The following is a 25233-nucleotide window of genomic DNA, read 5'->3' on the forward strand; positions in this document are numbered from 1 at the left end:
GATGATCGGATACGGCCCCGTGGTGCTGCGGGCGGCGCAGGTGGCCGAGGGCGCGCTCCTGGCGTCGCGACTCCTCGCCGCCGACGGCGGAGGAGGCGAGATGGTCCGGGTCAGCGCTGACGGCTCGCGCGCGCGTCGCGCGGTGACGTTTCACGAAGGATGCCGGTGCCGCGCGCCGTCGTCCCCATCTCCGCCAGGAACCGCGACGGCGCCCGCTCTCCTCGCCCTGCCGAGCGCGACCACGAGATGTCCAGGGTACGCGCGGCGCGCGTGACCCCCACATAGGCCAGTCGCCGCTCCTCGTCGATGGCCTCGAAGCTCGAGGCGTAGGAGATCGGCAGCGATCCCTCCGCCCAGCCCGCGAGATGCACGTGCGGCCACTCGAGGCCCTTCGCGGCGTGGAGGGTCGACAGCGTCACGGTGCGCATCGTCGGCTCGTGCTGATCCTTCGCCCGCGCCATCATGGCATCGCTGAACGTGCGCAGGTTCGCCTCGGGTCCTGCCTCCTCCGCGAGTCGCAGGATCGCCCGTCTGGCCTCCCAGCCGTCGCGCTGGGCGCCACCGGCCGCCGGCGGTTCGTCGGTCAGGCCGAGCTCGCGCAGCACCCGCTGCACGTTCGGGAGAAAGCCCTGCTCGGTGGGAGCCACAGCGGCGGCGCGCAGCGCGAGGATCGCCTGCCGCACCTCGGGCATAGCGAAGAAGCGCGTTCCGCCGAGGACCGAGGTCGGAATGCCCTCCGCCGCCAGCGCCTGCTGCAGCACGCCCGACTGCGCGTGCGCCCGGTACAGCACCGCGATCTCGGCCGGAGACGCGCCGGCGGCGATCCGCGCGGAGATCGCGGCGGCGATGCCGGCGGCTTCGTCGGTCTCGGAGTCGTAGGCCGTGACGGTCGGAGCATCCGCGGTGAACTGCTCCCGCGCGGGAACGAGTTCCAGGGCGCCGGGGCGGCCCTGCATCAGGGCGTTGGCAGCGGTCAGGATGGGCGCCTGCGAACGGTAGTTCGTCTCGAGCCGCACGACGGTCGCGTCCGGGTGCCGTCGTTCGAATTCCAGCAGGAACCGCTGCTCGGCACCCGCGAACGAGTAGATGGTCTGGCTGGCGTCGCCGACCACGCAGATGTCCTGGCGATCGCCCAGCCAGAGCTCCAACAGCCGGTTCTGCAGCGGCGAGACGTCCTGGAACTCGTCGACCGTGAAGTGCCGATACTGCTCGTGCACGGATGCCGCGACCCGCGGCTCCGCCTCCAGCATCCCGGCGCACGCCAGGAGGACGTCCTCGAAGTCGAGCTGCCTGCGCTCGTCCTTCAGCGCCTCATAGCCGCGCATCAGCTCGCCCAGCTGCCCGGAGTCGATTCCCGTCACCGTGCGGCCGAGCGCGGCGTGCTGATCGATCGACAGCATCGACACCTTGCGCCACTCGATCTCGGACGCGATGTCGCGGAGCGTGGCGGTGCTCGGTCGCAGCCGGATCGCGTCGGCTGCCTGCCCCAGCATCCGCACCTTGTTGGTGATGATGGCCGGGGCCGGCGAGCCCGCCAATGTCGGCCAGAAGAAGTTCAGCTGCGCGAGGGCGGTCGCATGGAACGTGCGGGCGGCGACGCCTTCGACACCGAGTGCCCGCAGCCGCCCCCGGAGCTCCCCTGCCGCCTTCGCGGTGAAAGTCACCGCCATGACCCGTGACGGCGAATACGCGCCCGTGTCGACGCCGTGCGCGATGCGATGCGTGATCACACGGGTCTTGCCGGTTCCGGCGCCGGCCAGCACGGCGACCGGACCCCGAAGGACGGATGCCGCGGCCCGCTGCGCCTCGTCGAGGGCATCGAGTGCGCTCACGCGTGATCCTCGTACCAGTCGATGATCAGGGCGCGCGCGATGGACGCCGGGCCCGGCAGCCCCACGGGGCCGTCGCCGGCGAGGGCGGAGGCGATCTCGCTCCGGGTGAACCACCGGACGTCGACGATCTCCTCACCGTCGGCGAGAGCCGTGGACTCGTCGTCGACGACGGCGCGGAAGCCGATCATCAGCGAGCGCGGGAACGGCCAGGCCTGCGACGAGATGTAGCGCAGCGCCGAGAGGCGTACGCCGGATTCCTCCTCGATCTCGCGATGCACGGTCGCTTCGAGCGACTCGCCAGCCTCGGTGAAGCCCGCGAAGCACGAGTACATGCGCCCGCCCCAGTTCGCGTTCGCGCCGAGCAGCAGACGCTCGCCGTCGCGGCTCTCGACCGCGACGATCACGGCGGGGTCGTTACGCGGGAAGTGGTCGCGGCCGCAGACGAGGCAGCGCCGTGACCAGCCGGCCTGACGCAGCTCGGTGCCGCCTCCGCAGGTCGGGCAGAAGGGCGCGTCGCGCAGCCAACCGGCCAGCGCGATCGCCTCGACGAGCAGTTCGGATTCGACGCGATCGATGCGCCCGCCGAGATCGCGCAGACCGAGCCAGATCTCGTCGGGGGCCGTGTCCAGGGCGTCGTTCTCGGGCGGTGCGACGGCGAGCAGCAGCACGGCCCCGTCCTGATCGCGACCGAGCAGCGCCCAGGTCGCGTCGCCCACGGCGTCGGCGGGAACGCGCAGCAGGGTCGAGTCGGCGACCCGTACGCGGCCTTCGCGCACCACGATGACCCGCGTGCCGGGGTCGTCTCGCAGGCGCTCGAGCACGTCCGGCTCCTCGCGGAGTTCGGCGGCGCGGTCGAGGGACGGGGGCTGAAAGGTCATCGACTCCCTCTCTCACGGGCGTGGCGGAGGCGGGACCGCCCCGGCGTCGACCTACCCTGGGGGCATGGGACGCTCTCCATTCACTCTAGCCGCGGCGGTGACGGCCGCACTGCCCGGCGCGGAGGTCACGGGTACTCGCCCTCTGAGCGCCGACGGCGACGGCCGATTCGATTCGGCGGTGGCCTCGCTGGCCGACGGCCGCGAACTCGCGATCCGTGTCGCCGACGATGAGGACGCGGCGCGCGAACTGGCCGCGGAGGCCCTCGCACTGCGGGCTCTGACCGACGGCGCCAGGGCGATGCTGCCGTTCCACGCACCTGAATACATCGGCGAGACCACGGTCGGCGCCGGTCGCGCGCTGGTGACCGAGCTCCTCCCCGGATTCCAGATCGAGGCGTCGCTCGTGCCCGCCGGGCGTGGCGCGGCCGAATCGATGGGTGCCGCCATCGCCGCCGTCCACGGGATGCCGACCTCGGTCGTGCGCGGCGCCGGCCTCGTGACCCGCTCGGCTGACGAGACCCGCGAGGAGTTGAGCCGCCTCGTCGACTCCGCGGCAGCGACCGGCCGGGTTCCCGCACGTCTCACGGTGCGCTGGCGCGACGCCGTCGCCGATGACGCCCTGTGGCGGTTCGAATCGACCGTCGTCCTGGGCGGGGTCCAGGCGACCTCGTTCGTCTTCGCGGACCATCCGGAGCGCGGCCCCGAGGTCACCGGCCTCGTCGGCTGGCACGGACTCTCCGTCGGCGACCCGGCCGTCGATCTCTCCTGGCTGTCAGCTGCGCCGGACGCCGCACCCGACGTGCACGCGACCTACGCGCGAGCGGTCGACCGGGCGCCGGATCCGGGTCTCGAGGTGCGCGCACGACTGCTCGCCGAGCTGGAGTTCGCGCGCTGGCTCGTGCACGGCGACTCGATGCGCCGGCCCGACATCGTCGATGACGCCGCCGCTCTGCTCGAATCCCTCGCCGAAGGGCTGCGCACCGACGACCTCAGCATCATCGCCGCTCGCAGCGATGGCGTCGATTCCGCGATGGATGCTCTGGGCCGCGTGCCGGCCACGGCCGCCACCGACGTCGACACCTCCATGCAGACCGACGCCTACAATCCCAACGAGCTGTGGGCGGACGGCGCCGACGCCGATGACACGCACGACGACAGCGCTGGCGAAGTCGGCGTCAGTGGAGACGACGAGCCGGCATCGCCGCCCTGGGCCGAGCGCGCGGATGCGACCGATTCGCAGAGCGCGGAGGCGTCCCATCGCGCCGAGATGCTGAACCTCGAGACCGAGGATCTGTCCGGGGTCGCGAGCATGTTCGCCGGCACCAACGGTGTCGCGGGGGCGCGCGAGGACTCGCATCCCCTCGCCCCGCAGCGCGCGACCGACGCATCGAGCGATGCCTCTGCTGAAGACTCCGCCGACGACTCCGAAGAGGCTCAGCGCGCGGCGCGCGCCGCGCTCCAGCGGTGGAAGAGCTCGTCCTCCGAGTAGACCCGGTCGCCGCGGATGATGAGGTCGTCCGCGACGTAGTACAGCGCGACGTCGATCTCGTCCAGCGGAACCTCGAATCGCCGGTGGTAGGCAAGACGGTAGAGCGCGAGCTGCAGCATCCGCTCGTCCCGCTCCTGCGCCGTGCGCGGCGCCTTGCCCGTCTTCCAGTCGACGATCTCGATGCGCCCGCCACGGTCGTCACGGCGATACACGGCGTCGAGCTTGCAGATGACGATGTGCGCCTGCTCGGATCGCTCGGCCTCCTCGATTCCCGCGCCGAGAGCGAAGTCGATCTCGATCTCGACAGCGATCGGTCGGAGACCGCCCCACTCGCTGCGCTCGAACGTCTCCTGCAGCGCGGCCAGATCCGCGGCATCCGCCGACGACGCCGGACCGTCGGTACTGCCGTCGGACGAGAACCCGGGTTCGGAGGCGACCTCGTCCTCGTCGACCTCCCACAGAGCTTCGTCGACACGGCTGCCGACGCCGACGAGTTCCGAGCGCTGCTCGACCCAGGCATGGAAGAGCGTACCCAGTCGCGTCTGCCGGTAGGGACGCTCGGGCATCGGCCGCACGATCGATGACAGCGTGCCAGTGAAGTCGGTGACGTAGTCCTTGAAGCGCGATGCCGGGACCCGGGTCGGGGCCGCGACGTCGGTGCCCCGCTGACGCGCAGCGCGCTCCGCCAGCAGGCGGGTCAGCTCGGGAGACGGCTGTGCGAGGCCCGTTCGTGCCGCCTCCTCGACGGAGGTCGCCGCCGCGCTCACGGCGGCCCGCCGCGCGCCCAGCGGATCGAGCGGCCAGCTGAGCGTCGACCCCGGACCCTCGTACGGATTCTCGTCGGGGTCGACGGGGTCGATCGGATCGAGTCCCTGCACCTCGATGGCTTCGACGAGGTACGGGCTCGGGGTTCGAGGGGCCTTCTGTCCCGCCCAGTGCGCACCGCTGAGCAGCAGGTCGGTCCGCGCACGCGTCACCGCGACATACGCGAGACGCCGTTCCTCCTGCTGCTGATACGCGCGGTAGGCGTCCTTGAAGCGCTTGAGCGCCCCGCCCTGCGGGTTGGCCTTCGTCGCTCCGCCCGAGAGCGAGGCCTGCGCGAGCTTCTGCCGCTTCTCGGGGTCGGACTCCTCCCCCATCGCCTCGACGGGATCCCACTCGAAGCGCGGCAGAGCGTCGCGATCGCCGCGGAGCGCGAACGGCACGACGCCGAAGCCGAACCAGCCGGACGTGTCGGAGACGCGACTGGGCAGCTCGTCCGCGACCAGCCGGACCACGGCGACCGCGTCCCACTCCAGCCCTTTCGAGCCGTGGATCGTGAGCAGCTGGACCACTCCCGGTTCCGGCGGCTCCGGTCGGGGCATCAGCTCATCAGTGCTCTCGGCCTTGTCCAGCCAGGCGAGCAGGCTCCCGATGGTGCCGCGGTCGTCGGCGGCGAGGAACGCCCGCACCTCGTCGGCGAAGGCCCGCAGCTGGGTCGCGGCGATGCGGGCAGGGCCCCTGGTCTCGTTCGACGCGAGTTCGATGTCCAGACGCAGCTCCAGCTCGATCAGCCTGATCAGCTCGGGGATCGGCTGAGAGGAGGCGCGTCGCAGGCGCTCGAGCATCTCGCCCGCGGCCCGGATCCGGGCGCGTCCGTCCGGCGTGATCTGCTCGAGCATGCGGTAGTCGTCCCGGACCGCGCGCACGACGTCGACAGCGTCGATGATCGAGACGGCCTCGTCGGCGCCGCGCGATGACCGCAGCCTCGCGCGCACCTCCTCCGGCAGCGGTGCCATGTCGGTGTCGCGCTCGGCGAGAGTGCGGCCGAGGTCGTACAGCGCACCCATGTCGGCCACGCCCACGCCGAAGCGAGGGCCGGTGAGCAGGCGGATCAGCGCCGACCCCGCGGTCGGATCGTGGACGACCCGCAGTGTGGAGACGACGTCGACCACCTCCGGCGTCGTGAGCAGTCCACCGAGACCGAGGATCCGATGCGGGATGCCGCGGGCGGCGAGCGCTCCGGCGAAGGTCTGCATGTGCCGCTTAGACCGGAAGAGGATCGCGCCGGTGTGGGGCTTGTGCCCCTGCCCACGGACAGCGCCGTGCGCCTCATGCGCCGCGCGCCGCTCGGCGAACCACTCCGCCACGGCGGCGGCCTCGTCGTCGACCGTGAACGGGAAGCGCACGCTCACGACGCCCTCGCCCGCGCCCGGCCTCGGCTCGAGCGGTGGCACATCGAGTCCCGGCCGCTGCAACGGCTCGAGCACCCGGTTGGCGATGTCGAGGATGCCGCGATCGTTGCGCCAGCTCGTCATCAGGCTGTACGTCTGCGCGGCTCCTGTGCTCGCGAACGTCTTCGAGAAGGCGTACAGGTTGTCGGCGCTCGCGCCGCGCCACCCGTAGATGGACTGGTGCGGGTCGCCGACGGCCATGACGGCCGAGTCGCGGAAGAGCTCCGCCAGGAAGCGGGTCTGGATGACGGACGTGTCCTGGTACTCGTCGAGAAGCACGACGCGGTGCTGCTCGCGGAGCTCGGCGCGCACGTCGGGGGCGGACTCGACGATGTCGTACGCGCCGCCCACCTGATCGGCGAAGTCGAGCACGCCGCGCCGCTCCTTCTCGGCCATGTAGTCGCGCACGAGGTGGGCGAGGGTCGGCAGGCTCAGCAGGTTCGACGCCGCCTTCTCCACGTCGGCGTTCGACCGGTAGGGCGCGAAGGCGAGTGCCTGATCCCGCGTGATCCGCTCCGCGAGCTCGAGGTCGACGCGGTGATCCAGTGCATCCCCGGCCAGCCGCTGCACCGCGTCGATCACGGTCCCGAGCGCGAAATCGATGTTCTCGAGCTCGGGGAGGTCGCTGCGCAGCACCACCTCGCGCGCCAGCATCCAGGACGCCGCCTGGCTGAGCATCGCCACGTCGGGGTCGCGACCGATCCGCGCGGCGTGCTCGCGGACGATGCCGTCGGCGAAGGCGTTGTACGTCGACACCCGCGGCCGGATCATCAGGTCCTCCGCGGCACGCGGCGTGGTCGGATCCCACCCGGTCTCGAAGCCCGCGGCCAGCTCGTCGAGCACGTGCGCACGCACGAGTTCGCGCTGGCGTCCCGTCGCCGCATCCTCGACGCGACGGAGCGCATCGCCGCGAACGATCTCGGTGAGGTGAGGCAGCAGTCCGCGTCGTCCGTATTCGTCGATCACGGACAGGCGGGTCCCGATCCGCTCCGCGAGCTCCCCGGCCGCCTTGCGGGTGAAGGTGAGCCCGAGGATCTCGTCCCGGCGCACGTGCCCGTTGGCGACGAGCCACACGACGCGTCCTGACATCGTCTCGGTCTTGCCGCTGCCTGCGCCGGCCACGACGAGCGCCGGCTCCGGGGGCGCCTCGATCACGCGCTGCTGCGCGGCAGTGGGCGGCGGCTGGCCGAGCGCGGCCGCGATATCGGTCGCGGACAGGCCGCCGGATGCCGCCCACGCGGTCATGAGCTCACCGCCGGCACGGTGTGGATGCGGCACGGGTGCACGCGGCGCTGCGTGTCGGCGCAGTGCGACTCGACCTGCGCCGTGAAGCTCGACGCCGACATGCCGCGCGCCGCGCCGGCGACCCGACGCAGGAACGCCGAGCGCGACTCGTCGTCGAGCGTGTGCTGGTGGGCGATGCGGTAGTCACTCTTGGCGAGGGTCTTCGACACGATCACGAGGCGGGCGCCCGCGAGAGACTCCGGCGGAGCCCCCTCGATCAGCCCCTGCTGCACGGCGACCTGATACGCCGCGAGCTGGGCATGCTCGAGCACGCCGGAATCGGACTCGGGGTCGGTCTTGCCCGTCTTCAGGTCGACCACCACGGTCGGACCGTCAGGACCTCCCGACATGGGGTTCCAGCCGCGGCCGCGCGCCTGCGCATGCTCGCCGCTCCCCGGTGGGTAGGCCTCGACCCGGTCGATGTATCCGTGGATGATCGCCTGATTCGCGCGGTCCTCCCCGACCGCGTGCACGGCGGGTGTGGCCTCGTCGTCCGCCAGGTCGACGGCGAACCGGAACTCGACCTCGCTGCCGATGACCTCGCCCTCCTCGCGGCGCACGTCGCCGAGGTACGAGTGCAGCCGATCGACGAACAGGTCGGCGCGCCGGCGCTCCTTGCGGCCGATCCACTCGGTCTCGAAGTCGAGCTCGGGCCAGTGCTCGGCGACGATCGCGCGCATCTGCTCGAGATCGCCGTCGGGAACCCGCTCCATCGCCTCATGCACGATCGTGCCGATCCCGGCGGTCGGGGGCATCACGGTGTCGCCGCCGAGGGCTGTGACGACCCAGTTCAGTCCGCACTCCTCGTAGGATTCCATCTTCGACGGCGACACTCGCGCGCCGGCGACCGCCAGGTCGCGCAGCGGAGCATCCGTCGACGGCGGCGTCACCCCGTACCACTCGGCCGGATCCGCGCCCGGCACGCCTTCGCGCGCGAGGACGGCGAGCTGTCCGGCCGCCTCGCGCCGCAGCGGCTCGGCGGGGACGGACGTGAGCGTGCGGCGGTGACGCGCGACCATGCCGCGCAGGGTGAGCGGATGCTCAGCCGAGATGTGCCGTTCCGGCGGCTCTGGGGCGGGCAGGAAGCCGAAGAACGCGCTGGGCGTCAGGTCGTCGTCATCGACCGCCGTGATGAGGAGCCGGTCGCGCGCCCGGGAGATCGCACGCACGAACAGGCGCAGCTCGTCGTGCAGGGCGGCGCGCCGGCGGTCGACCACGCCGGGCGGCTCGATGCTCACCCCGGTGCGTGCGGCCTCCAGCTCGTCGGCCAGCCGCCAGGTCTGCAGCAGGCCTCCGCGCAGCCGCACATTCGGCCAGACGCCGTCCTGCACGCCCGCTACCACGACCACGTCGAACTCGGTTCCGAGTGCGGTCGCGGGTGTCAGCAGCGTGACCTTCCCGGGGCGATCGGGCGTCGAGAGCGAGTCCTCGGGCACCTCGCTGTCGAGGATGTCGCGGACGAACGTCTCGGGCTTCTCGTTGGGGGTGCGCTCGACGAACCGCTTCGCCGCATCGAACAGCGACACCAGCGCGTCGAGGGAGCGTGCCGTCTCCGCCCCGGTCGGCAGCTGCGAGATCTCCCGCCAGGCCACGTGCAGCCGGCGCCCGTCGACCGCGCGGGCCTGATCCCACACCCGCCACAGCAGGTCGTGGATCGTCTCCCCCTCGGCCGCCGCGCGAGCGAGCGCCTCGATCGTCTCGGCGAATCGTGCCGCCGTGCGCGATTCCGCCGCGTCTATCAGCGTCAGGTGGGCGGGGTTCGCCATCGCCTGCCGCAGCAGCTCTCGTGCGGGTGTCGAGCCGCCCTGCTGGAGCTCGATGTGCCGCAGACGCGCGCGCAGGCGCCGCAGTCCGATGGCGTCCATCCCGCCGAACGGGGTGCGCAGCGCCTCCTCCAGCGCCGCCGGGGTGCGTTCGTCCACCGGGGTCAGCGCGAGCCGCACGATCTCGACGATGTCGCGCACGATCCCCTCGCTGCCGAGCGGTCGCTGCACGCCCGCTGCTCGCGTCGGGATCTCGCGCGCGGCCAGCTCGGTCTCGAGCGTCGTCACCTGCCGCGTGTCGTGCGCGATGACCGCCATGCGATCCCAGCGCACACCGTCGGTGAGGTGCCAGTCCCGCATGACGCCGGCGATGCGGTCGAGCTCCTCGTACGGCGAAGGGGCGATGAACGTCGTGACCGCGGCATCGTCATCCTCGATCGGCGGGGCCGGAGCGCGACGGTGCTCGACTCGGCCGGAGACGCCGATGGCCTGGGTGACCGTGCGCGTCAGTGCGGTGAGAGCGGGCTGCTGGCGGTGCGACCCGTCGAGGACGTGCACGTCGCCCAGCACACCGGCGAGTTGCGCGAAGAGCTCGGGGCTGGCACCGCGGAAGGCTCCGGACGAGATGTCGGGGTCGCCGAACGCGAGCACCGCGATCCCGCGGCTCCGCAGGGCCCGCACCACCGCGATCCCGCCCCGGGTCAGCTCCTGCGCATCGTCGATGAGCACCGCACGCAGGGGCGCGAGCGGGCCGAGAGCCGCGGGGTCCGCGGCCTGAAGGACCGAGCTCGCCTCGCTCAGCAGATCGGCGGCATCGCGGTGGGCCGAGCGCAGCGCGTCGAGGACCGTGCGGTACTCGACGAGGAACTCGGCCGCCGCGGCCCAGACCTCGTTGCCCGACGCGCGGAGCTCGTCGGGGTGGACGCCGATCTCGGTGCACTCGGCGAGGAAGGCACGCAACTCGGAGCGGAATCCTCGGGAGGCGCGCACGGATGCGCTGAGCGCCTCGGGCCACCGGATGCGCTCGTCCTCGGCGTCCCCCGCCAGCAGCTCGGCGATGATGCGGTCCTGGTCGGCACCGGTGAGCAGAGCCGGCGGCTCGGCGCCCGCGCGCACCATCGCTCCGCGCACCAGCTGGAAGGCGAACGACCCGAGCGAGCGCGCGAGCGGTCCCGGCGTCGCCTGCCCGATGCGCACGCCGATCCGGTCGCGCAGCGCGGTCGCGGCCTGGCGGCTCGGCGTGAGCACGAGCACCTCTTCCGGGCGCATCCCCTCGGTGTCGAGCAGATGCACGACGCGATCCACGAGGGTGCGGGTCTTCCCGGTGCCCGGTGCGCCGATGATGACCCCGGAGGCGGTCGACGCGGCGGCGACGACGGCTCGCTGCGCAGCATCCGGTGTCATGTCCTCCACGGTATCGGGGCGCGCGGACATCGTCGCCGCGCCCTGCCCGCGCACCGTGTGCGCTCACGGCGAAACCGGCTCCAGCGGCCGATCCCGCCCGGTGCGCGAGGGGTAGAGTTGGGCCAGTCCCCGAACTTCAAGGAGCACGCGTGGAAATCCGCATCGGCATCATCAACACCGGCCGCGAGCTGAGCTTCGACACCGGCGCGAGCGCGGACGAGGTCCGCACCCAGGTCTCCGCCGCCCTCGAGCAGAGCACGACGCACCTGAACTTCTCCGATGTGAAGGGCAACTCGTACCTCGTCCCGACCGCGAACCTCGCCTACATCGAGCTGGGCTCCGAGGAATCCCGCCGCGTCGGCTTCGTCGCCTGACCGGACGATGTACATCCTCCTCGCGCTCATCGGCGCGTGCGCTCTCGGCATCGGCGCGCACTACCTGATCGGCGGCCGCGAACTGCGCGGCGTCGCGGTGACCCCGGGCATCGCGACGGCCGTGTCGGCCATCGTCTACACGAGCCTGCAGTGGGCGGGCATCGGCGAGGACAGCATCTGGCTCTGGCTCGCGAGCGTCCTCGGCGCCGTGGCCGTCGCCGTCCTGGCGACGGTGGCGATCGTCGCGGCCCGCCGCCGATCGGATGCCCAGGCCAAGGCCGCGCTCGGGATCTGATCCGGCGAGCGAGCTGACGTGGACGAGCGGCGCACGCTGCGCTGGATCCGGATCTGCATCGCGATCATGATCCTCGGGCTGTTCGTCAGCGGTGTCACGGCGTTCCCGCTGCGGGTCGAGCTGGGGATCGGCTCCGACATCCTCCACTCGAGCCCTGCCGTGGACTGGTTCCCCGACGCGGTGGCGTGGGTCGACCGGGTCGCCGCTGCACTGGTCGACGTGGACGGTCGCTACCCGTTCATCTCGTACGGCACAGATTGGCTCGCGTACGCGCACCTCGTCCTCGCGGTGGTCTTCATCGGCCCGATGGTCGATCCGGTGCGCAACATCTGGGTGATCCAGTTCGGTGTCATCGCCTGCGCCGGGATCATCCCCCTCGCCCTGATCGCGGGCGGCATCCGCGGCATCCCGCTGGGGTGGCAGCTGATCGACATGTCGTTCGGCGTGCTCGGCGTGATCCCGCTGCTGATCGCCTGGCGACTCACCGCTCGACTCGAGCGGATGCGATCGGCCTAGGAGGCCAGCCCCATCGCGTCCATGCGCCGAGCGTGCGCACCCATGAGCTCGGTGTACACGGGCTCGATGCGCTCGTCATCGGCAGCGAGCCGCTCCGGGCGCAGCGCCGAGCGGCAGACGAGGATCGTGTCGCCGACGAGCCGGCGCGCCCACATCGACAGCAGGGAGCGCCACTCCTCGTCGCTCTCGATCGTCTCCTGGATGATCGCGACGATCTCGTGTCGCGCATCGTCCTCTCGCAGGATCTCCACCACGCGGCGGCCGGTGTCGGCGTAGCTGGAGGCGAGGGCCAGGTAGAAGTCGTCGAGCATGCCTGCGGTGATGTAGACCGCGAGGAGCGTCTCCCTCGGGCGCGCACCGATGGTCTTGCGGCGGAAGGCGTCGAGGTTCTCCCGGAACGGCAGCATGAGCTGCGTGGGGTCGTCGCCGCGCGCGGCGATGAGGTCGATGATCGCGCGGTGCTTGGTCAGAGCCGCTCCGGCCGCACGGGAGAGCGACTCCTTCTCAGAGAGCTCGGGTGTCGCCCGGATCAGACGCGTGAGCGTCTCGAAGTAGCCGAGCTGGAGGTAGGCGGCCTGGCCGAGGAAGCGATTGAGCTCGGGCGCGAGCTCGGCGAAGTCGACGCGGGTCGCGTCGCCCTGATCGCCCCGACTGCGGAGGGCCAGCGTGCGGCGCGGCGCGGCGTCGCGCTGCCAGAACCACTTAACCACGAGGCCTCCCTGTCGAGTTCACCACGTCGTTCACAATACTCGGGCGCAGGGCCTCTTCCTGGCCCGCACCGGCCCTCGGGTAGGCTGGGCGTGTCCCGCCGTCGGAGCGGGCCCCCGCGCCTGTGGCACAAGAGACGGCGTGGATCCGTTTACGTGGTGACCCAGAGGGTCGCCGGACAGGCAATTGAACAAGTGACAACTTTCGCTGAACTCGGTGTCGATCAGGACATCGTCGACGCACTCGCCGCCAAGGGCATCATCGAGGCGTTCCCCATTCAGGAGCAGACCATCCCCCTCGGCCTTCCCGGCCAGGACATCATCGGCCAGGCCAAGACCGGAACCGGAAAGACCTTCGGCTTCGGCATCCCGGTCGTCCAGCGCCTCGGCAAGGACCCCGAGCACGGCGTGAAGGCGCTCATCGTCGTCCCGACCCGCGAGCTCGCCGTGCAGGTCTACGAGGACATCGACCTGCTCACCAGCAACCGCTCCACGAGCGTCGTCGCGATCTACGGCGGCAAAGCCTACGAGGGCCAGATCGATCAGCTCAAGGCCGGCGCGCAGATCGTCGTCGGCACGCCCGGTCGACTGATCGACCTCGCCGGACAGCGTCTGCTCGACCTCTCCAACGCGACCGAGGTCGTGCTCGACGAGGCCGACAAGATGCTCGACCTCGGCTTCCTCGCCGACATCGAGAAGATCTTCCAGAAGGTTCCGGCCGTCCGGCACACGCAGCTGTTCTCGGCGACCATGCCCGGTCCGATCGTCGCGCTCGCCCGCCGGTTCATGTCGAACCCGATCCACATCCGCGCGACCGATCCCGACGAGGGCCTCACGCAGGCGAACATCAAGCACCTCGTGTACCGCGCGCACTCGATGGACAAGGACGAGATCATCGCCCGCATCCTGCAGGCCGAGGGTCGCGGCAAGACCGTGATCTTCACGCGTACCAAGCGCGCGGCGCAGCGCCTCGTCGACGAGCTGGGCGACCGCGGCTTCAACGTCGGCGGCGTGCACGGCGACATGGGTCAGGATCAGCGCGAGCGCTCGATGGCCGCGTTCAAGGCCGGCAAGCGCGACGTGCTCGTCGCGACCGATGTCGCCGCGCGTGGCATCGACGTCGACGACGTGACCCACGTGATCAACCACACGATCCCGGACGAGGACAAGACGTACCTGCACCGCGCGGGCCGCACCGGCCGTGCCGGGAAGACCGGAATCGCCGTGACGTTCGTCGACTGGGAGGACCTGCACAAGTGGGCCCTCATCAATCGCGCCCTCGAGTTCGGCCAGCCCGAGCCCGTCGAGATCTACTCGTCGAGCCCGCAGCTGTTCGAGGACCTCGACATCCCGGCCGGCACGAAGGGCCGCCTCACGACCGCGCCGAAGACCCAGTCGGTGAAGACCGAGCGCACGCGTCGCCCCGAGCGGGCAGCGGATGCCGCCGCCGAGGGCACCGACGAGAGCGGCACCCGTCGTCGTCGGCGTCGTCGCAACAGCGAGAACCCGGTCGGCTCCACATTCGCGGAGGGCACGTCGGATGCTTCCTCGAGTGACGGGCAGTCCGCGCAGGCAGCCGACCGCAGCGCTGACGGCGGCGGCACCCATGACGGTGCGGGCAAGGAGCACCACGACGGAAAGCCGGCACCGGCACGCCGTCGTCGTCGCCGTCGCGGCGGCTCCGGCGCGCCCGGCGCCGCTCCCGTCACCGGGGCCTGATCGACGTCGGACCGACCGATGTGGGAGGGGCGGATGCTGCGCGAGCGGCATCCGCCCCTCTGCTGTCTCCCGATTCCGTGCGCAGCATCGACGCGGGGACCTGCGGCGGATAGACCCACGCGACCAGCACCACCGAGATGATCATCAGCAGGAACCACGAACTCAGCTTGCTCGGCGAGACGGGCTGCCAGCTCTCGGCCTGGTCCGGGTACGCCCACGCGCCGGCCCAGGTGCCGATGTTCTCGGCGAGGTAGATGAACACCGCCACCCCGGCGAACACCAGCAGGAGCGGGAGTCGGAGGGTGCGGCGCCAGACCCGAGCGTGCATCACGGTGGGCAGCCAGAGCAGCACGACACCGGCGAGCAGCACCCAGCGGGCATCCCACCACCAGTGGTGCGTGAAGAAGTTCAGATAGATCGCCGCGGCCAGGATCGCCGTGATCCACCGACGCGGGTAGCGACTGAAGCCCAGGTCGAACAACCGGTACACGCGCACCATGTACGAGCCGACGGCCGCGTACATGAAGCCGCTGAACAGCGGGACGCCGCCGATCCGGAGGAACCCGTCCGCGGCATAGGCCCAGGAGCCGGCATCCGTCTTGAACAGCTCCATCACCGTGCCGGTGAGATGGAACAGGACGACGACCCACAGTTCGCGTCCGCTCTCGAGGCGGAACACCAGCATCGCGACCTGGATGACCACGGCGGCGATCGTGAGCGCGTCGTTGCGGGCGAGGGCCGCGTCGTCCGGGTACCAGAGCTGTGCGGCGACGATCACGAGCAGCAGCGCGGCACCGAAGATGCACGCCCAGGCCTGCTTGAGGACGAACACCGCACACTCGACGAGTGCGCCGCGGATGCCGTTCGCCGGAGCGCCGAGGAGCACGCGCCTCGCCGTGGCATCGACACGGCGCTCCAGGGAAGTCGCTCGCTGCATGCCTGGAACCGTATCCGCGCCGTTCGACAGGCCGCAGGGAGTCTCCCGACAGAATGCCGAGGATCAGGGAAAGCGCACGGCCGTTCCGGTCGCGCGCTCTATGATCCGGGCGACCATCTCCTCGGACGTCGTGTTCTCGCCCGGACGGTTGGGTTTGCCGCTGCCGTGATAGTCGCTCGAACCGGTCACGATGAGGTCGTGCGCGGCGGCGATCCCGCGCAGCTTCCGCTTGCCCGCCTCGGTGTTCTCCCGGTGGTCGATCTCGAACCCGCCGAGCCCGGCGGCGATCAGGCGCTCGAGGTAGGGCACCGGCATCATCAGGTCGCGGCCGGTCACCGGGTGGGCGATGACCGCCACTCCCCCGGCATCCGTGATGAGGCGGACCGCCGTGAGCGGGTCGGGAGCGTAGTGGGGCTCGTAGTACCCCTCGCGCGGATGGAGGATGCCATCGAAGGCCTCGGTGCGGTCGCGCACGATCCCTCGGGCGATCAGCGCATCGGCGATGTGCGGGCGCCCGACGGTGGCGTCGAGCGTGGTCTGCGCCAGCACGTCGTCCCAGTGCAGGTCGTAGTCGCGTCCGATGCTCCGGACGATCCGCTCCGCTCGTCCGATCCGATCGCCGCGGATCCTGTCCGTCTCGGCCAGGAGAGCCGGGTCCTCCGGATCGAAGAGGTACCCGAGCACGTGCACGCTGCGCCACTCGTGCTTCGCCGAGAGTTCCATCCCGGGGAGGAACGTCATCCCCAGCTCTGCGGCGGCATCGCCCGCCTCCCGCCACCCCGTCGAGCGGTCGTGGTCGGTGAGCGCGACCGTCCTCACGCCGTGCGCGTGCGCCTGCCGGACGACCTCCGCGGGGCTCTCCGTGCCATCGGAATGGTTGGAGTGCAGGTGCAGGTCTGCAGGACCGGCGAACCCGTGGGACGGAGTGGACATCCTCTCAGCGTACCGAGCACGGACGGCAGGGACTTCACAGGCGGCGCTTCTAGGCTTGTCAGGATGCTTCGACTACTGGGGGTCCTGTTCACCGTGCTGCTCGCGATCGCGACGGCGATCGTGGTGTGGCCGCAGTTCTTCCACCTCGAGCAGACCTATCCGTTCGCGCAACTGGTGTCGGCTCGCGGCCCCGTTCTGGCCGGATTCCTCATCGTCGCGGTTCTCGCGCTCCTGCTGCTCCTCGCTCGTCCGCTGCGAGGGTTCGCGGCATCCGTCCTCATCGTGGCTCTGGTCGGAGCCGGAGCGATCGGCGCGATCGGCGCCGTGCGCGGCTTCGGAGCCTCCGCGCTCCCGGAGAAGACCGCGGACAGCGTCCGCGTGCTGACCTGGAACACCGCCGGCGAGGCGGTCTCAGCCGCGGACATCGCGCAGCAGATCCTCGAGCAGGGTGCCGACATCGTCGCGCTTCCGGAGACCACACAGGCGGTCGGAGAACAGATCGCGCTGATGCTGCGGGAGCAGGGACACCCGATGTGGGTGCATCACGTGCAGTTCCGTCCCGACGTGGAGGACGGTCCGCAGTCCTGGCAGACGACCGTGCTGGTCGCCCCCGAGCTCGGCGAGTACTCCGTGATCGAGTCGTCGAAGGATGGCACGAGCAACACCGGATCCGTGCCGAGCGCCGTGCTCATGCCCATCGACGGCGCCGGACCCACCATCGTCGCGGTGCACGCGGTGGCGCCGCGCATGGAGGAGATGGAGCAGTGGCGGCAGGATCTGCAGTGGATCGCCGACCAGTGCCCTCCAGGCGACTTCATCCTCGCCGGCGACTTCAACGCCACCATCGACCACATGGCGCCGCTCGGCATGGACGGGGGCGACATCGGGTACTGCCGCGACGGGGCGTCGCGCACGGGCAACGGGATGACCGGCACCTGGCCGAGTTCGCTCCCTCCCCTGGCCGGTGCCCCGATCGACCACGTCATGGTCTCGAAGAACTGGACGCCGTCGGGCTCCGTCGTGCTCGATGACGCGGGCGGAAGCGACCACCGCGCCCTCGTCGTGCAGCTGGAGCCGGCCGGCTGAGCTTCTGCGCCTGCCCACCAGATGACAGACTGGAGGGATGAGCACCGCAGAGCGCGACACGATCGCAGAAGCCGCCGGAGAGATCCCCGCCGAAGTCACGACGGAGACCGTCGAGAACAGCAGTACCAATCGCAAGCAGCCCTTCCCGCAGGGCTTCCTCGACACGATCTCGACCGGCTGGGCCGAGCGGCCGGAGACCCTTCCGGCTCCGCGGGCACAGGCCGCGTTCGCGGCGACGCGGCGGGCGGCGGTCTCCGCGGCCTTCCCCGGCAAGCGACTGGTGATCCCCGCCGGCTCCCTCAAGCAGCGCAGCAACGACACCGACTACGTGTTCCGCGCGCACTCGGCATTCGCCCACCTCACCGGCTGGGCGTCGGATGCCGAGCCCGACTCGATCCTCGTCTTCGAGCCGACGGACGCCGGACACGACGTCACCCTCTACTTCCGCGAGCGCGCCGACCGCACCACGACCGAGTTCTACGCCGACGCCACGGTGGGCGAGTTCTGGATCGGCCCGCGGCCCTCCCTCGCCGGCGTCGCAGCCGACCTCGCGATCGCGACAGAGCACCTGCACGAATTCGCACCGGTCGACGGCGAGCTGATCCTCGACGACGATGACGACCTCACCCGCGTCGTCTCCGAGCTGCGCCTGATCAAGGACGAGTTCGAGATCGCCGAGATGCGTCGCGCCGTGGACATCACCGCGCACGGCTTCGACGACATCATCCGCGAGCTGCCGCAGGCGATCGACCACGCACGCGGAGAGCGCGTCGTCGAGGGCGTCTTCCACCGCCGCGCGCGCGAGGACGGCAACGGCGAGGGGTACGACACCATCGCCGCCTCTGGTCCGCACGCCTGCTACCTGCACTGGACCCGCAACGACGGCAGCGTCGTCCCCGGCGACCTGATCCTCGTCGATGCCGGCGTGGAGGCGGACAGCCTGTACACGGCCGACATCACCCGCACGCTTCCGGTGTCGGGCACCTTCACCGAGGTGCAGCGTCGCGTCTACGAGACCGTGCGCGAGGCCGCGGATGCCGCGTTCGCCGCAGCGCGCGTGGGCGTGCGGTTCCGCGACGTGCACGCCGCGGCGATGACCGTGATCGCCGCCCGCACCGCCGAGTGGGGTCTACTGCCGGTCACTGCTGAGGAAGCCCTCGACGCGGATGCCGGCGGGCAGCACCGCCGCTACATGGTGCACGGCACGTCGCATCACCTGGGCATCGACGTGCACGACTGCGCACAGGCGCGTCGCGAGATGTACTACGACGGCATCCTCGCGCCCGGCATGGTCTTCACGATCGAACCCGGCCTCTACTTCCAGATCGACGACCTCACGGTGCCCGCGGAGCTTCGCGGCATCGGCGTGCGCATCGAGGACGACATCCTGATGACCGCCGACGGACCCGTGAATCTGTCGGCCGGGATCCCCCGCACAGCTGACGAGGTCGAGGCCTGGATCGCCCGCGTGCAGAGCTGACACGCGATGCACGAGGGCGAGCTGCCACTCGACGATGGTCTCGCCGAGCGGCTGATCGCACAGCGCTTCCCGGAGCTGCGCGGTCGACCGCTGCGGCGCGTGCCCACGACCGGCACGGTGAACACCATCATCCGACTGGGCGATGAGCTGGTCGCGCGGTTCCCGCTCCTCGGCGCTTCCGAGGCGGAGCTGCGCGCCGAGGCCGACGCCATGGCCGAGCTGGCCGACGCCGGCCCGTTCCCCGCTGCGCGCCCCTACGGGGTCGCGAACGCCTCCGACGGTTTCGCTTCGGCGTGGTCGGTGCAGACCTGGCTCGACGGCGAGGTGGCCGGGCACGCACGGCACGCGGCATCCGCTTCTCTCGCCCGCGACCTCGTGACGCTCATCACGGCACTGCGGAGCGTCCCGGTCGGCGGACGCGTGTTCGACGGCGCCGGTCGCGGCGGTCATCTCCCCGATCACGACGAGTGGATCGCGGAGTGCCTCGCGCAGAGCGGACACCTGCTCGACACGCGTCGGGCTGCCGAGCTCTGGGCGTCGCTGCGCGTGCTGCCGACAACCGGGCCCGACGTCATGAGTCATCGCGACCTCACCCCGTTCAACCTGCTCGTCATCGGCCGCGACGGCGACGATCGGCTCGCCGGTGTCCTCGACGGCGGGAGCTTCGGACCGGCCGACCCGGCGCTCGACCTCGTCGCCGCGTGGCATCTGTTCGATGCTCCGCGCCGACGGATCCTGCGCGACGGCGTCGGCGCGGGCGATGGGGAATGGCTGGGCGGAGCGGCATGGGCGTTCCAGCAGGCGATGGGTCTCATCTGGTACTACGAGGAGTCGAATCCGCCGATGAGCGCACTGGGCCTCTCTACGATGCGGCGGCTGCTGGAGGACGAGGAGCTGTCGGCGCTCCGCCCGTGAGGGGGCGTCACTCCGCGACGATCTCGACCTTGAATCCTTCGGCGTTCTCCAGCCAGCCGGCGTAGTGGTCGGGTCCGCCGGCGTGCGGATACCGATCTCCGTACAACGGCTGCCACCCATGGGCGACGGCAGCGGACATCACGGCGTCGACCTCGGTCCGGGATCCGCCCCAGAGCGCGAGGTGGTTCATGCCCGGTCGCCGTCGGTCGTGATCGACCGCCGACAGGTTCGGCGAGTTCGTCAGCGTCACGTAGGCGCCACCGGCGTCCCAGGTCCGACCGCCCGGCCACTCCCCTGTGCATTCCAGACCGAGCGAGGTGAAAAGCCAGCTCCAGCCGTCGACGACCGCATCGAGGTCCGCCACCCAGATCTCGACGTGATGAATCCCCTTCATGACGGCTTCGACGCGCTCAGCGGCGCACGAACTCCGCGACGACCGGCGCGAGAGACGCACCGATTTCGGATGCCGGGCGCTTCCGCCCCTTCACCTCGAACGTGTGCCCGCCGCCCTCGATCCAGACGACCTCGGCGTTCTGACACGTCGCGACCGCATCCTCGAACTGGGAGATCGGCTGGATGAACGGGTCGTTCGTCCCCTCGACGAACAGCTGCGGCACGCCGATGGCCGAAAGGTGCTCGATGCGCGGCTTCTCCGGTCTCCCTGGGGGATGCAACGGATACCCGAGGTACGCGAGCCCTTCGACCTCCAGCCCCTCGGCGACGGCCATGGACGCCATCCGTCCGCCGTAGGACTTCCCGGTCGCCCAGACGGTCGCGTCGGGGTCGGCGGCGCGCGCGAAGCCGACGACCGCGTTCCAGGTCGCGATCGCGTGCGCCGCCGGTCCCGGCATCCGGCGACCCTGCTCGACGTACGGGAAGTTGAAGCGCAGGGTCGAGAAGCCGAGAGCGTCGAGCGCAGCCGTGAACCCCGTCAGGAACGGGTGATCCTTGCCGGTCCCTGCTCCGTGCGCGACGATCACCGTCACTCCGTTGTCGCCGGCGGACCAGTCCGCGGAGACCGTCGTGGGCCCGGACGGCAGTTCGACGGCGATCTCCACCATCAGGCGCGGAGGAAGGGGATCGCGAACGGCACCCGCATGACCTTGCCCGAAGACGCCCGCACGGTGCCGATGATCACGATCACCAGGTGCGCGAGCGACAGCGCGAAGTACACGGTGATCGGGATGCCGAGCGGGTAGAAGCCCGTCGTCGGCGACTGCGACGTGAGGACGAACAGCAGCACGAAGTGCAGGATGAGCAGGAGCGTGGACACCATCAGGTAGGTGAGTCCCCAGTTCCGTGCCGCCCGCGCGTTCTCGCGCGCCGTGCCGCCGGCGCGGAGAGACGATCCGCCGCTCACCGCCATCGCGATTCCGGAGGCGAGACCGCCGGCGAACGGGAACGGGATGACGATCAGGAACCCGAGCACCCAGGGCAGCAGGCCACGGGGCGGAACCGCCGCCGGGTAGGCGGGGTACGCCGGGGCGGGGTACCCCGCGGGCGCACCCGGTGCGGGATAGGCCTGTGCGGGCTGAGCAGGCGCACCGTAGACCGGCGCGGGTGGCACCGGCATCTGAGCCGGGGCGGCCGGCGGCGCAGGAGGAGCAGGAGGCGGAGGCGGCGCGAACTCACCCGGACCCTGGGGATCCTGTCCGCTCATCGAGCGCCGTCCTGCGGGCCCTCGACGTCGGTGGCGACACCGGGCTCATCGACCGGACCCGGCGCGGGCGGCTCGGGAGTGGTTCCCTCGGGCTGCGGAACGGGATCGGCCGGGCGTGGCGGGATCACGGGCTCCGGCGACGGCTCCGGCGCCGGCACCGGTGCACCCGCGGGGATCCGCTCGCCGTACCGGGGCGGCTCGTCGAGGTTCACCGGCGGCCTGACCGGGGCGACATGCGCAGACCCGAGCACCTGACGGGCCTTGGACAGCGACGTGGGCAGCACGGTGACCTCGTAGTGGTCGGCGGCGAACTGGGTGACGCTCGCGAAGTCGCGGCGACGGCGCACGATCGCATAGGTCACGAGGCTCAGCAGCATCCCCACGGCCACGCCGATGAAGACGAAGCCGACGAACAGCTGGATCGGCACCTCGGGGTTGCCGAGCACGAGGATCGCGGAGAGGAACAGTCCGAGCAGCACTCCGTTGATCGCGCCGGAGCGGGCGGCCGCGGCGTAGCCGAGCTTCCCGGTGACTCTCTCGATGGTGCGCACGCTCTGCCCGACGATGGCGATGTCCCGCGCGGGCACCTCCCCCGCGATCAGCTTCGACACCGTCTTCTGCGCGCTCTCGTAGTCGCGCGTCGACGCGACCATCTCGCCGGTCTCGGTACCGTTCACAGGACGGTTCAGCATGCTCATCCGGCCATTCTTTCACGCCCTGCCATCCCGGGCCCGTGTGTGCAACCCTCCGGCGCCCTGAGGGCCCGCGCACTACGCTGGGGAGGTGAGCACACAAAGGGTTTTCGCCGCGCGCCTGGCAGGTTGCGCCGTCTTCGACCCCCAGGGCGATCGGCTCGGCAAAGTCCGCGACGTCGTCATCGTGTACCGAAGTACCGCCGCTCCCCGCGTCATCGGACTGGTGGTCGAGATCCCCGGCCGCCGACAGGTCTTCCTGTCGATCGGGCGGGTCACGTCGATCCGCGCCGGCCAGGTCATCACCACCGGCCTCATCAACGTGCGACGGTTCTCGCCCCGCGCCGGTGAAGTGCGCATCCTCGCGGAGATGCTCGGGCGACGGATGACGTTCGCCGACGGCAGCGGCACAGCCGTCATCGAAGACGTCGCGATCGAGCCGAACCGCCTCGGCGAGTGGGCCGTGAGCCAACTCTTCCTCCGCCGCCCGAAGACCAGCGCCTCGCCGTTCGCCAAGGGCCCGACGACCTTCGCCGCGTGGAGCGAGGTCGCCGAGAAGGTCGCACCCGGCGAGTCGCAGTCCGCCGAGCAGCTGGTCGCGTCGTATGCCGAGCTGCACGCCGCCGACCTCGCCAACACCCTCTTGGATCTGCCGCAGAAGCGCATGATCGAGGTCGCCGAAGAGCTCTCCGACGACCGGCTCGCCGATGCCCTGGAAGAGATGCCCGAAGACGATCAGGTGCACATCCTCGATTGGCTGGGCGACGAGCGCGCCGCGGACATCCTCGACCAGATGGAACCGGACGACGCCGCCGATCTCCTGGCCCAGCTGCCTCCCAAGCGGCTCGAGCAGCTGCTCGAGCTGATGGAGCCGGAAGAGGCCGAAGACGTCAGGATGCTGTTGCGCTACGGCCCGGACACCGCCGGTGGTCTGATGACTCCGGAGCCCATCATCCTCTCGGCGGATGCCACGGTGGCCGAGGCACTCGCGCTGATCCGTCGCCATGAGCTGCACCCTGCCCTCGCGTCTGCGGTGTTCGTCACGCTTCCGCCGTTCGAGACGCCGACCGGTCGCCTGCTCGGCATGGTGCACTTCCAACGGATGCTGCGCTACCCGCCGCACGAACGTCTCGGCGGGATCATGGACGACAGTCTCGAGCCCGTGCCCGCGAACGCGTCCGCCGCCGAGGTCGCGCGTCTCCTGGCGAGCTACGACCTCGTCTCGCTTCCCGTCGTGGATGCCGCGCGTCGCCTCGTCGGCGCGGTCAGCATCGATGATGTGCTCGACTACCTGTTGCCGGACGACTGGCGCTCGCATGACAGCGACGAGACTGCGACGCCCGCGAAGGAGGTGCGCTGATGGCACGTTCTCCGCGCCTCGACGCGCCCCTCGGCCGGGGCACCACGCGCGCACGCCCCACCTCGCGCGACCGCTTCGGGCGGTTCACCGAATGGGTCGCCCGGGCGATGGGGACCCCCGCGTTCCTGCTGATGCTCACGCTGTTCTGCGTGGCCTGGATCCTCTGGAACACGCTGACGCCCGATCATCTGCGATTCGACGATGCGGCTCTGGGCTTCACCGCGCTCACCCTCATGCTCTCGCTGCAGGCCTCGTACGCCGCTCCCCTGATCCTGCTCGCGCAGAACCGCCAGGACGACCGCGACCGGGTGCAGATCGAGCAGGACCGTCAGCGCGCGGAACGCAACCTCGCCGACACCGAGTACCTCGCCCGTGAGATCGTCGCGCTGCGGATGGCGCTCGAGGAGCGCAACACGCAGCTCGTCACCCGCGATGTGCTGCGGAACGAGCTGAAGGCTCTGCTCGCGGAGCTCGACCCCGCAGATGAGAAGCACGGCGAGAAGCTCGGCGCCGAGAAGCACACCGGCGGCGCCGCCTCATGACAGCGGTCGACAGAGTCCGCGCCGCCGTGGCCGCGGTCACGGATCCGGAGCTGCGCCGTCCGATCGGCGACCTCGACATGGTGCGCGAGATCGAGGTGGACGGCGATCTGGCGCGGGTCGGGATCGTGCTCACGATCGTCGGCTGTCCCGCGGCGTCGCGCATCGAGTCGGATGTGCGACAGGCGGCGGCATCCGTTCCCGGCATCACCGCCGTCGAGGTCGCGGTCGGCGTGATGACGCCCGCCGAGCGCAAGGCGCTGACCGAGAAGCTCCGCGAGGGACGGCCGGCGAGGCAGATGCCGTTCGGCCCCGAGTCGCTCACCCGGGTCATCCTCGTCTCCAGCGGCAAGGGCGGGGTGGGCAAGTCGACGGTCACCGCGAACCTCGCCGTCGCCCTCGCCGACCAGGGACTGTCCGTCGGACTCGTGGATGCCGACGTGCACGGATTCTCGATCCCCGGCCTGCTCGGCATCCCCGCGGGGACCCAGCCCACGCGCATCGACGATCTCATGCTGCCGCCGGTCGCGCACGGCGTGAAGACGATCTCGATCGGCATGTTCCTCCGCGACGGGGAGGCCGTGGTCGCCTGGCGAGGACCGATGCTGCACCGGACGGTCTCGCAGTTCCTCACCGACGTCTTCTTCGGCGATCTCGACATCCTCCTGATCGACATGCCCCCGGGCACGGGCGACATCGCGATCTCGATCGGGCAGCTGCTGCCGCACGCCGAGGTGCTCGTGGTCACGACGCCGCAGGCCGCGGCATCCGACGTCGCCATCCGCAGCGGCCTCGTGGCCCGGCAGACCGGGCAGCGCGTGATCGGGGTCGTCGAGAACATGGCCGCGTACACCCTCCCCGACGGTACCGTCGTCGATCTGTTCGGCTCCGGCGGCGGCGAGGCCGTGGCCGCGGCGCTGTCGGACGGCGGCGACGCCGTGGCACTGCTGGCCTCGATCCCGCTGAGCCCGGCGCTCCGCGAGGGCGGCGACGTCGGCATCCCGATCGTCACCACGGGATCGACGGATGCCGCCGCCACCACGATCCGTGCCCTGGCACGCTCCCTCGCCGGTCAGGGCCGCGGTCTCTCCGGACGATCCCTGCCGGTGTCGATCGGCTGAGCCGCCGACGACCGGAGGCCCCGTGGGAGAATGGGA

At 70.9% G+C, this 25233-nt stretch carries 22 protein-coding genes; 11 read left to right on the forward strand and 11 right to left on the reverse strand.

Annotated features, from left to right (window positions below; translation table 11 throughout):
* Positions 1-110 precede the first annotated feature (110 nt).
* Both ABD648_RS05145 and nudC read right to left on the reverse strand, forming a co-directional pair.
* Complete coding sequence (locus ABD648_RS05145) at positions 111-1832, reverse strand: ATP-dependent helicase (RefSeq protein WP_282213904.1); 1722 nt, start codon at positions 1830-1832, stop codon at positions 111-113.
* Positions 1829-2710 carry an NAD(+) diphosphatase gene (nudC, locus tag ABD648_RS05150; RefSeq protein WP_282213905.1) on the reverse strand — a complete coding sequence of 294 codons (882 nt, stop codon included), beginning with the start codon at positions 2708-2710 and terminating at the stop codon, positions 1829-1831. The genes ABD648_RS05145 and nudC overlap by 4 nt, the downstream gene beginning before the upstream one ends.
* Before the next feature lie 64 nt (positions 2711-2774).
* On the opposite strand from nudC, the gene ABD648_RS05155 reads away from it, so the two are divergent.
* Positions 2775-4199 carry a phosphotransferase gene (locus ABD648_RS05155; protein ID WP_282213906.1) on the forward strand — a complete coding sequence of 475 codons (1425 nt, stop codon included), beginning with the start codon at positions 2775-2777 and terminating at the stop codon, positions 4197-4199.
* On the opposite strand, the gene ABD648_RS05160 is transcribed toward ABD648_RS05155, so the two are convergent.
* Together ABD648_RS05160 and ABD648_RS05165 are read right to left on the reverse strand one after the other, a co-directional pair.
* Positions 4145-7657 (reverse strand): ATP-dependent helicase, encoded by a 3513-nt coding sequence (locus tag ABD648_RS05160; RefSeq protein WP_425561721.1) that lies wholly within the window; start codon positions 7655-7657, stop codon positions 4145-4147. The two genes, ABD648_RS05155 and ABD648_RS05160, sit on opposite strands and share 55 nt — an antisense overlap.
* Positions 7654-10863 (reverse strand): ATP-dependent helicase, encoded by a 3210-nt coding sequence (locus ABD648_RS05165; RefSeq protein ID WP_282213908.1) that lies wholly within the window; start codon positions 10861-10863, stop codon positions 7654-7656. The genes ABD648_RS05160 and ABD648_RS05165 overlap by 4 nt, the downstream gene beginning before the upstream one ends.
* Before the next feature lie 149 nt (positions 10864-11012).
* Here ABD648_RS05165 and ABD648_RS05170 point away from each other — a divergent pair, with 149 nt between their 5' ends.
* The 3 genes from ABD648_RS05170 to ABD648_RS05180 are packed head-to-tail and all read left to right on the forward strand — an operon-like array spanning position 11013 to position 12048.
* A complete protein-coding gene (locus ABD648_RS05170) occupies positions 11013-11237 on the forward strand; it encodes a DUF3107 domain-containing protein (RefSeq protein ID WP_282213909.1) in 225 nt (74 codons plus the stop codon).
* Positions 11238-11244: 7 nt separating this feature from the next.
* Complete coding sequence (locus ABD648_RS05175) at positions 11245-11532, forward strand: hypothetical protein (protein ID WP_282213910.1); 288 nt, start codon at positions 11245-11247, stop codon at positions 11530-11532.
* Between the two features lie 18 nt (positions 11533-11550).
* Positions 11551-12048, forward strand: a complete 498-nt coding sequence (locus tag ABD648_RS05180; RefSeq protein WP_282213911.1) for a hypothetical protein — start codon at positions 11551-11553, stop codon at positions 12046-12048.
* Here the strand turns inward: ABD648_RS05180 and ABD648_RS05185 are convergent.
* The gene (locus tag ABD648_RS05185; protein ID WP_282213912.1) at positions 12045-12758 is read right to left on the reverse strand and encodes a ferritin-like fold-containing protein; all 714 of its coding nucleotides are present in this window, start codon (positions 12756-12758) and stop codon (positions 12045-12047) included. The genes ABD648_RS05180 and ABD648_RS05185 overlap by 4 nt on opposite strands.
* 192 nt (positions 12759-12950) lie before the next feature.
* Between ABD648_RS05185 and ABD648_RS05190 the strand changes: the two genes are divergently transcribed.
* Positions 12951-14474, forward strand: a complete 1524-nt coding sequence (locus ABD648_RS05190; protein ID WP_282213913.1) for a DEAD/DEAH box helicase — start codon at positions 12951-12953, stop codon at positions 14472-14474.
* Here ABD648_RS05190 and ABD648_RS05195 read toward each other — a convergent pair.
* Together ABD648_RS05195 and ABD648_RS05200 are read right to left on the reverse strand one after the other, a co-directional pair.
* On the reverse strand, positions 14461-15411 hold the full coding sequence (locus ABD648_RS05195) for a DUF817 domain-containing protein (RefSeq protein ID WP_282213914.1): 951 nt from the start codon (positions 15409-15411) through the stop codon (positions 14461-14463). The genes ABD648_RS05190 and ABD648_RS05195 overlap by 14 nt on opposite strands.
* 63 nt (positions 15412-15474) lie before the next feature.
* The gene (locus tag ABD648_RS05200; RefSeq protein WP_282213915.1) at positions 15475-16344 is read right to left on the reverse strand and encodes a PHP domain-containing protein; all 870 of its coding nucleotides are present in this window, start codon (positions 16342-16344) and stop codon (positions 15475-15477) included.
* 63 nt (positions 16345-16407) lie between these two features.
* Here ABD648_RS05200 and ABD648_RS05205 point away from each other — a divergent pair, with 63 nt between their 5' ends.
* The 3 genes from ABD648_RS05205 to ABD648_RS05215 are packed head-to-tail and all read left to right on the forward strand — an operon-like array spanning position 16408 to position 19825.
* Positions 16408-17430 (forward strand): endonuclease/exonuclease/phosphatase family protein, encoded by a 1023-nt coding sequence (locus ABD648_RS05205; RefSeq protein WP_282213916.1) that lies wholly within the window; start codon positions 16408-16410, stop codon positions 17428-17430.
* Between the two features lie 37 nt (positions 17431-17467).
* Positions 17468-18910, forward strand: coding sequence for an aminopeptidase P family protein (locus ABD648_RS05210; RefSeq protein ID WP_282213917.1), 1443 nt, complete (start codon positions 17468-17470; stop codon positions 18908-18910).
* Positions 18911-18916: 6 nt separating this feature from the next.
* The gene (locus ABD648_RS05215) at positions 18917-19825 is read left to right on the forward strand and encodes a phosphotransferase (RefSeq protein ID WP_282213918.1); all 909 of its coding nucleotides are present in this window, start codon (positions 18917-18919) and stop codon (positions 19823-19825) included.
* A gap of 7 nt (positions 19826-19832) precedes the next feature.
* Here the strand turns inward: ABD648_RS05215 and ABD648_RS05220 are convergent, their stop codons facing one another.
* From ABD648_RS05220 to ABD648_RS05235, 4 genes are read right to left on the reverse strand one after another with little or no spacing between them, the layout of a single operon-like run.
* Positions 19833-20219: a VOC family protein gene (locus tag ABD648_RS05220; RefSeq protein WP_282213919.1), complete on the reverse strand. Its 387-nt coding sequence runs from the start codon at positions 20217-20219 to the stop codon at positions 19833-19835.
* A gap of 16 nt (positions 20220-20235) precedes the next feature.
* Positions 20236-20886 (reverse strand): alpha/beta hydrolase family protein, encoded by a 651-nt coding sequence (locus tag ABD648_RS05225; RefSeq protein WP_282213920.1) that lies wholly within the window; start codon positions 20884-20886, stop codon positions 20236-20238.
* Positions 20886-21485 carry a magnetosome magnetite crystal formation protein family gene (locus ABD648_RS05230; protein ID WP_282213921.1) on the reverse strand — a complete coding sequence of 200 codons (600 nt, stop codon included), beginning with the start codon at positions 21483-21485 and terminating at the stop codon, positions 20886-20888. Before ABD648_RS05230 ends, ABD648_RS05225 begins: the two co-directional genes overlap by 1 nt.
* Positions 21482-22183 carry a YflT domain-containing protein gene (locus ABD648_RS05235; protein WP_282213922.1) on the reverse strand — a complete coding sequence of 234 codons (702 nt, stop codon included), beginning with the start codon at positions 22181-22183 and terminating at the stop codon, positions 21482-21484. Before ABD648_RS05235 ends, ABD648_RS05230 begins: the two co-directional genes overlap by 4 nt.
* An 85-nt stretch (positions 22184-22268) precedes the next feature.
* Here ABD648_RS05235 and ABD648_RS05240 point away from each other — a divergent pair, with 85 nt between their 5' ends.
* From ABD648_RS05240 to ABD648_RS05250, 3 genes are read left to right on the forward strand one after another with little or no spacing between them, the layout of a single operon-like run.
* Entirely contained in the window at positions 22269-23537 is a 1269-nt protein-coding gene (locus ABD648_RS05240; RefSeq protein WP_282213923.1) for a magnesium transporter MgtE N-terminal domain-containing protein, read from the forward strand.
* A complete protein-coding gene (locus ABD648_RS05245) occupies positions 23537-24079 on the forward strand; it encodes a DUF1003 domain-containing protein (RefSeq protein ID WP_282213924.1) in 543 nt (180 codons plus the stop codon). The genes ABD648_RS05240 and ABD648_RS05245 overlap by 1 nt, the downstream gene beginning before the upstream one ends.
* The gene (locus ABD648_RS05250) at positions 24076-25197 is read left to right on the forward strand and encodes an Mrp/NBP35 family ATP-binding protein (protein ID WP_282213925.1); all 1122 of its coding nucleotides are present in this window, start codon (positions 24076-24078) and stop codon (positions 25195-25197) included. Before ABD648_RS05245 ends, ABD648_RS05250 begins: the two co-directional genes overlap by 4 nt.
* Positions 25198-25233 lie beyond the last annotated feature (36 nt).

The sequence above is a fragment of the Microbacterium luteolum genome, from assembly GCF_039533965.1.
GTDB lineage: Bacteria > Actinomycetota > Actinomycetes > Actinomycetales > Microbacteriaceae > Microbacterium > Microbacterium luteolum.